The 6830-nt window shown below is 67.3% G+C and carries 7 protein-coding genes and 1 pseudogene; 6 read left to right on the forward strand and 2 right to left on the reverse strand.

Going from position 1 to position 6830, the window contains the following annotated elements:
• Positions 1 to 150: pseudogene (locus A9W96_RS31855) on the forward strand (IS481 family transposase); the annotation flags it as partial.
• A gap of 414 nt (positions 151 to 564) precedes the next feature.
• On the opposite strand, the gene A9W96_RS26925 reads toward A9W96_RS31855, so the two are convergent.
• Positions 565 to 969 (reverse strand): lipoprotein LpqH, encoded by a 405-nt coding sequence (locus tag A9W96_RS26925; protein ID WP_255363008.1) that lies wholly within the window; start codon positions 967 to 969, stop codon positions 565 to 567.
• Positions 918 to 1067 carry a hypothetical protein gene (locus A9W96_RS32935; protein ID WP_231999923.1) on the reverse strand — a complete coding sequence of 50 codons (150 nt, stop codon included), beginning with the start codon at positions 1065 to 1067 and terminating at the stop codon, positions 918 to 920. Before A9W96_RS32935 ends, A9W96_RS26925 begins: the two co-directional genes overlap by 52 nt.
• Before the next feature lie 431 nt (positions 1068 to 1498).
• On the opposite strand from A9W96_RS32935, the gene A9W96_RS26930 reads away from it, so the two are divergent.
• The 5 genes from A9W96_RS26930 to A9W96_RS26955 form a co-directional block, all read left to right on the forward strand.
• Positions 1499 to 2323, forward strand: a complete 825-nt coding sequence (locus A9W96_RS26930) for a hypothetical protein (protein ID WP_082972647.1) — start codon at positions 1499 to 1501, stop codon at positions 2321 to 2323.
• A gap of 275 nt (positions 2324 to 2598) precedes the next feature.
• The gene (locus A9W96_RS26935; RefSeq protein WP_067144361.1) at positions 2599 to 3105 is read left to right on the forward strand and encodes a DinB family protein; all 507 of its coding nucleotides are present in this window, start codon (positions 2599 to 2601) and stop codon (positions 3103 to 3105) included.
• A gap of 366 nt (positions 3106 to 3471) precedes the next feature.
• Positions 3472 to 4578 carry an AAA family ATPase gene (locus A9W96_RS26940; protein ID WP_067144362.1) on the forward strand — a complete coding sequence of 369 codons (1107 nt, stop codon included), beginning with the start codon at positions 3472 to 3474 and terminating at the stop codon, positions 4576 to 4578.
• Positions 4575 to 5837 (forward strand): VWA-like domain-containing protein, encoded by a 1263-nt coding sequence (locus tag A9W96_RS26945; protein WP_067144363.1) that lies wholly within the window; start codon positions 4575 to 4577, stop codon positions 5835 to 5837. The genes A9W96_RS26940 and A9W96_RS26945 overlap by 4 nt, the downstream gene beginning before the upstream one ends.
• A 193-nt stretch (positions 5838 to 6030) precedes the next feature.
• Positions 6031 to 6830 (forward strand): hypothetical protein (locus tag A9W96_RS26955; RefSeq protein WP_067144365.1); only part of this gene is annotated, 800 nt, incomplete at its 3' end.

The following is a 6830-nucleotide window of genomic DNA, read 5'->3' on the forward strand; positions in this document are numbered from 1 at the left end:
GCATGGACATCAGAGCAACAGCGCGCAGACGCCCTCGGCATCTGGAACGTCCACTACAACTACCACCGGCCTCACAGAGCATCAAACGGCCAGCCACCGACATCGAAGCTCACCACGGGAGTTACCAATGCCATGGCCTCATACACCTAGCCACGGTGGAGGTGTCGTTCGATCTCGGCCCGATCATGTTCTATTTCGTCCATCAGTCCAGGCCGAGGGGACCGGCGGCTTGAGCCGTTGGGGGAATCGGGCTCGGTGAACAGCCTGTGATGGTGAGTTTTGTCGGTGTCGTTCCGTAAGACACGATTCGATCAACGCGCGCGGCCGACTGAAGCTGATGCGCGCCTGACCGTTGGCAACGGCCCGTTCGAAATAGCCGCCGATGCTGCGGGACCCGGCGGGACGAAATTCTGAAATTGCATCGCCCTGGCGAATCAACAATAGTCGAACGCGTATCGCCGAAAACGCGTGCATTGCGGGCGGTTCGGGTTGTCGGCGTCGTCCAGACTGCTTCGGCGCAGCAGTCGGAAAACCCACACCGGTAACCGATGAACTATTGCTTACCTACCGGCGTGGGCAGGTGAACTTCAACTCAAACGGCTTGGACAGCGTCCCGGTGCCAGAAGGACCTGGGCCGACGGCGGTTCCGGCGATCCGGTATGTCTGACCGCTCTTGGTGACCGCCGGCGCACTCGTGTGATCCGTCTTGTCCCAACCGAACGGCACACCATCGAAAGAGCCTAGGACAAGGCTGTCCAACGTGGGGTTCTCACCGGCGGTGGTCGTCACAGCGATCCCGTCTTGATCGGTGCCGACGTTGGCCACCATCCAGTTAGCAGCTGAACGGCGGCAATCAATCTCGCGTCCTACGATCAGGATCCCCTGTGGTGGAAGGCCAATCCGCCGCGAGGTGTGGCCTACTGCTGGTTGGTTTGACGCGGCCCAGGCCAGGCCCGGTGTGCTTGGCAGCCCATCAACACCGCGAGGCCACCGGTACCGATTAGGCCTAGCGTCGTGCCGTGGGTGCCCGCATTCAGCACGAACAGGGCCAGGTTTAGCACCGTCATCACTGTGTAGATCGCGCGGGCGTACAGCAGCTTCGTCGTTTACCCGCGGGTTCTCCCCGTCGCCAACATGTCTGGCATTCAACATAGTGACCATCCGGTGTGGGTGTGGCAGGAATCGCTCGCGGTTGGAGGTGGTCGCCGACATCCCGGCCGCGGCCGGCGCGTGCCGGCGTTGCGCCGAACTCGTCGCAGCCCACCTGATCCTCTCGCAACATGGTCGCAATCGTTCCGGTCGGGCGCATCCGCGACGACCATAGGTAGCGCTGTTGATATGCCGTGACGTAACTGCGCTGGTGCCACAGGACCGCGGCGCGGCGGTTAGCCGCTGGCGTCGCACGGCGTTGGTAGCATCGACGTGGAAGGGCAGGCCAAGAGGGGCCGGCCCGCGTTCTCCGGAGGGGAGAAGGAATCATAAAGTTGAATGGGCGGGTGTGTTGCCCGCCTCTGTCTGCGTCCAGGAGGACAACATCGACGAGCCGCCGTACCTGTGGTCGGACTTGATCGCTCGTCGCAACGCGTTGAGTCTGCGGGTCGAGGACCTCGTGCCGGTGCTGCGTGTCGATCTGCGCAAGTACCGCTCGCGGGAGACCGGCGCCTTGGAGGTCGGTCCGGAGCTCGTCGACGAGTTGATTGCAATGGAGGAGTTCGTCGCCGGGGAGACCGCGCGGATCATCGCCGCGGCGCCGGCCCAAGGCACCGTGGTGCTGACGGCTGTGGTCGACCAGGCGGAATTCGAAGACGCCCATCCCGGCGCGCGCACTCTGCGGGATCTGGTGGCGTATCCGCTGTCGCTGCAGCACGTGGCTGTGGGCCGGGCTGCGGGGCAGTTGAGCCGGCAGGGCCGCGTCGTCGAGGTGTACCGCGGGGAGCAGCGCGGTGACCTCACCGTGCGCCGACTGGCGGCCGGCCTGCTCAAGGACGAAACCGCTCGGCTGCTCGGTGTCGATGCGAAGCGTTACGCCAAGTTCGAGCGCAGCACCGCGCCGCCGCCGGCAGGGCTGGTTGCCGAACTGCAGGCCGTCGATGACTTCATCGCCGCCAGCGCCGAGCAGCTCGCCGTCGCCGAGGTCGACGGCGTGAGCGTGGTGCTGATGTTCGACGACCAGGACGTGTTCGAGAGGGCCTATCCACAGGCCCGAACCAAGCGCGACGGCACTGTCTATCCGCGACGCGTGCATCGGGTCGCCGCCGCGCGCCGGGCACACGAACTCGAGGTGGCCGGCCAGTCGGCGCGCATCGCTGTCGCGCAGGGCTGATCCAAAGGAAGGGCGTCGTGAGCGAGCGTCTCATTGCGCCGGCCGGGCATCAACAATCATCGAGCGGACCGGCACATGTTGGCACCACCGACCTGCGCCACTGGCTCGACGCGATGATGCCGCGACTACGAGCAGACTGCGGAATTTGTCATGCGACGCCAATCAATTAGTGCTGGCCTTTCGCCTAGTCCCATGATGTCCCGGCCGTGCCCTCTACTCCCTCTCCACACGAAACTGAGATCACCCCAACAAGACTGAGCACAAAGGAGTTCAAGATGACTGCAGCGCTCGACCCTGGACGCCCGTTCACGGGAAACGAGCGCGAATTATTGGAGAACACCCTGGAACTGAACCGCGACGAGCTTGTCCGCGCAGTCGAGCAGCTCTCTGACGTCCAGGCCCGCCAGAAGCTGGTGCCTTCGCTGACGACGCCGATTTCATTGATCAAGCATTGTGCTGCAGCTGAACGCATCTGGTTCCAGCGGACCCTCGCAGGCATGAATGTGGAGGACTGCGACGGCTACGCTGCCACCGGTGGCGACCCCAGCTTCCACGTCGCCGATGACGAAACCTTGGCCGATGTGCTCGCCGAGTACGCGGCTGCACGAGCACGATCCAACGAAATTGCCGCGCGACACACACTGGACGACACTGCCGAGCATCGTCTGGTGGGCACGGTAAGCCTACGATTCATCTACCTGGGAATGATCGCCGAGCTTGCCCGGCATGCTGGTCACGCCGACATCCTCGCCGAGCAGATACAGGCATCCACCATTCCCTAGTCACCACGGTGAAGGTTCGGCGGCACCTCCACGACATTGATTTGGACTGGCTAACTGTACTCGGCGTGCGTGCGGATCTGCTCGGGCTTCCGGGCCAGAGCACGGACCTACCACCACCCCACCCGGCACGGGGATGCGCTCCTCCAGTTGCTAGCGACACCCGTGCAATCCGCTGCGCCCCCACCCGGCACGGGTGTGGGGTGGGGATGCTAACGCGTTGTGCTGTAGCGATGTTCGCCGCTCGTCGTTGTCCCGTCGTCGGTGGACGGGGGCCATCGACAACTTGTCGGTGGGTGCCGGTAGTGTCCTGTGATGTGAGGACGGGCCATCAGGGCCAGTCCGCTTTTCCCAGGAGGGGATTCGGCTATGACCGATTTGGACACGACCGTCACGGTGATTGACGCTGCGGCCCGCGCTCAGGTGCCGGTGCTGTTGTGGAGTGATCCCGGCATGGGCAAGAGTTCGGTGGTGCGGGCGTTGGCCGCTGCCGATGGCGTGCCAGTGGAGACGGTGATCGGATCGCAGCGCGAGCCGGTTGACATTGCGGGGTGGCCGGTAGTCACCGATGGGACGGTGCAGACGCTCGCGTTGCCGGATTGGGCGCAGACCCTGATTGAGGCACGCGGTGGCTACTTGCTGTTGGACGAGATCAGCACGTGCTCGGCTTCGGTACAGGCCGCGATGCTCACGGTGGCATTGGAGCGCATGGTGGGTCGGACCAAGCTGCCAGATGAAGTGCGGATTGTGGCGGCTGCTAATCCGCCTGATCGGAGCGCGGGCGGTGTTGATTTGACGCCGCCGATGGCGAATCGGTTCCTGCACATCGACTTTGAGCCAACCGCCGAGGAATGGCTGACCGGTATGCGGTCCTCGTTCGCCACCTTGCCCGCTTCGCGCGGCATTGCCGCCGACGAATTGCGTCGCGCCGATGAAGTCGGGGCGGTGTGTGCGTTCGTGGAGGCCCGCCCCGCGCTGCTGCACCAGTACCCCGACACCGATGAGGCTGCTGGGCGGGCATGGCCGTCGCGGCGGTCCTGGGAGGCAATGGCGCGAGTGCTGGCGCATCTGCGCCGCGACGACACCGCCGCTATCAGCGCGGTCGCGCTCGGACTGGTCGGTGACGGTGCGGGCAGTGAGTTCATGGAATGGCGGGCCAGCATGGACCTGCCTGCCGTTGCGGACGTGATCGCAGACCCCAGCATCGTCGCGTGGGGCACGGCTCGTCCCGATCAGGTGTGGGCGGTGCTTTCCGGTGTGGTGGCGTGGGCGTCGGGCAAGGGCACTAAGGATGCGTGGATGACGGCATGGGGGCCGTTGGTGGAGGCGGCAACCCACGGCGCTCCCGATGTGGCGGGGGCAGCGGCGCGTGCCTTGAGTGTGGCGATGCCTCCGGGCGCGAAGCCGCCTGCGGCGGCGCGGAAGTTCAAGGACGTGATGATCGCGGCGGGCCTTGACGTGGGGAGTGCGGCGTGAGTGAGGTCAGGGCGCTCTCCGCCGAGGAATGGCGGCGGCTGCGGTTGGCGCGGATGGCCGCGGTGGAGGCGATGCCGTATTTCGCGCGGGCACTGTTCGCGCTGTCGCCGGTGGCTTCGCCAGGGCTGGGCACGTTTGCGGTGGACCGACACTGGCGTCTTTATGTCGATCCACTGATGCTGGGCACCGAGGAAGGGTGGAGCATTCCGCTGGCCGGTGCGGTGCTGCTGCATGAGGTTGGGCACGTGTTGCGCGACCATGGAGGCCGCGCCGACACGGTGGATTCGCCGGTGGACCGCACCATGTGGAATGTTGCCGCCGACGCGGAAATCAACGACGATCTGATCGCGGCCGGTGTGGGATTGCCCGCCGGTGTGGTCACCCCTGCCGGGATCGGTTGCGAGGACGGGCACGCCGCCGAGGTCTACTACCGGCATTTGGTGCCCCCCGGTACGCCCCGCAGCGACGACGAGGCTGGTGGCGATGAGGACGATGGCTATGGCTGCGGATCGGGTGCCGGGGATGCCCCAGTGCCGGGCGAACTGCCTGCCGCTGCCGACTTGGGCAGCGGCAAGGGGCTATCCACGGCTGCCGCCGATCTGGTGAAGGTCGCGGTGGCCCGCGCAGTGCAGCAAGAGTTGGCGCGCGGCGGTGTCGGTCGCGGCACGATACCTGCGGGGTTGGCCCGTTGGGCGGCTGCCCAACTTGCCCCGGCTGTGGTGCCGTGGCCCAAGGTGCTGCGCGCTGCGGTGCGCCGTGCCGTCGAGGACCAGGCGGGCCAGGTGCACCACTCCTGGCGGCGTTCCAACCGGCGCGCACCCCAGGGTGTGTTGCTACCCACGCTGCGGGCACCGAAGATCACCGTCGATCTGATTATCGACACGTCAGGGTCGATGGGAGCCGACGATCTGGCTGCGGCGCTGTCGGAAACACGGGCGGTGTTGCGGCGTACCGGGGCCACAGTGCGTGTGCTGTGCTGTGATGCGGCGGCCAGCGCGCCGCGCGTGGTGCGGTCGATCAATGACGTGACGCTGACCGGGGGCGGGGGCACCGATCTGCGGGTCGGTATCGATGCCGCGTTGTCCGCGCGGCCAGCGGGCAACGTGATCGTGGTGTTCACCGATGGCGGCACACCCTGGCCCGCGCGACGGCTGCCGGTGCCGCTGATCGTGGCCCTGATTGGCGTACATGCCGCCGACACCACGCCCGCGTGGGCCAAGACGGTGCGCGTGACTCCCGCAGCGGCGGTGGCAGCGTGAGCGGGCGGGCCGGGGCAGCCGACTTCGCGCAGTGGGCCGACACGGTGCTGGCTGGCACGGGGTGGACTACAGCCACGGTGCGGGAGGCTGCCCAGCGGGGTCGCGCCGACCTGGCGACGGCGGCGCTGGCGGATGGGTTTGCCGCCGCCGCACGCGGTTTGGCTGATGCCAGTGAGTGCCGAGACGGTGCGGCGTGAGCGCCGCTCTATTCGACCTCGCGCTGCGGGTCGCCGCACGCGACGCCGGTGGGCCGGTGCCGCGCCTGCTGCACAACCCTGCCCCGGCGCGGGACGTGAAGGTCGCCGTGGCGGCGCGGCGCACCGGGCCGGTGGTGCATGTGCAGGCCGTGGGGGCCGATGGCCGCACCCACAGCGGCACCGGAGCCGATGGGCTGGCCGCGCTCGCCCGCGCTGCCGGAAGCGGTGGTGGTGACCTCGGCGGCGGGGCAACTGCCTTGGTCGATACGCCTGCCACGCTGCGAGCGCTGGACGGGTTGGCGCGCAGCTACGCCGACCCGGCGCGCTGCGCCGGCATAGACGTGGCGGCGGGATCGGCGTTGGCCGGATGGTGGGTGGAGCGGGCCGCGCATCCCGGCACGTCGGCGGTGACCGACGTGCTCAGCACCAGCCGCGCCCGGTTCATGCTGGGTGTGGCTCCTGGCGCCGATCATGCAGGTGCGTGGCGGGCGGCGCTGTCGGTGCCCAACGGCGTTGGTGGGCTGCACGCCTGGCACCGCGCGGTGACCGGTGGTGTGCTGCTGCCGGGGTTGGACGCGGTGCGCGAGGACGACGACTGGCAGTTGGAGGCCGTGCAGGACGCGGTGCGTGAGCAACGCAGTTGGGATCGGGTCGAGACGCTGCACCTGGCGGCGGCGCGGCTGACGAGCCGTTGTGATGCCGCCGATCTGTATGAGGCAGCGTTGCTGGGCGATCCGCTATGGCGGGCGCGGGGAGTGCACAACGGGTTCGTCTGCCACGGCGAGACTGTCATCGG

The organism is Mycobacterium sp. 1245852.3 (assembly GCF_001669335.1).
Taxonomy (GTDB): domain Bacteria; phylum Actinomycetota; class Actinomycetes; order Mycobacteriales; family Mycobacteriaceae; genus Mycobacterium; species Mycobacterium europaeum_A.

Bases quoted from the DNA above. Each gene is read 5' to 3' on its own strand.
- A9W96_RS32935 (WP_231999923.1), bottom strand. From the start codon at position 1,067: ATGACGGTGCTAAACCTGGCCCTGTTCGTGCTGAATGCGGGCACCCAC.
- A9W96_RS26935 (WP_067144361.1), top strand. From the start codon at position 2,599: ATGACTGCAGCGCTCGACCCTGGACGCCCGTTCACGGGAAACGAGCGC.
- A9W96_RS26940 (WP_067144362.1), top strand. From the start codon at position 3,472: ATGACCGATTTGGACACGACCGTCACGGTGATTGACGCTGCGGCCCGC.